This is a genomic window from Gilvimarinus gilvus, assembly GCF_030518155.1.
GTDB lineage: Bacteria > Pseudomonadota > Gammaproteobacteria > Pseudomonadales > Cellvibrionaceae > Gilvimarinus > Gilvimarinus gilvus.
Window position 1 is genome coordinate 1 of the sequence record NZ_JAULRU010000142.1, and the last position, 325, is coordinate 325.

1 protein-coding gene is annotated in these 325 nt (G+C 39.4%); it reads left to right on the plus strand.

Going from position 1 to position 325, the window contains the following annotated elements:
• On the plus strand, positions 1–325 hold a 325-nt coding region (locus QWI17_RS00865; RefSeq protein ID WP_502553135.1), incomplete at both ends, for a ferredoxin-like domain-containing protein.

Sequence of the window (325 nt, forward strand, 5' to 3'; positions counted from 1 at the left end):
GACGGACTTCGCGGTACGTTAAAAGAGAGTATAGAGCTGGATAATCACACTGGAAATGTACGTGCAGATGACGAAGCTTTGGTGAAATTTCACGGAATGTATGTGCAAGATGATCGTGATAGACGAGAAGAACGTGCAGAAAAAAAGTTAGACAAATTGTATTCATTTATGATTCGTTTGCGTATTCCGGGTGGAATTATTGACGCTGATAAATGGTTGGCAATTCACGAAACTTCTGAACAATATGGAACAGGCGTTTTGAAAATTACAACGCGTCAAACCATTCAATTGCACGGAATTTTGAAACATCAATTGCGTCCAACTT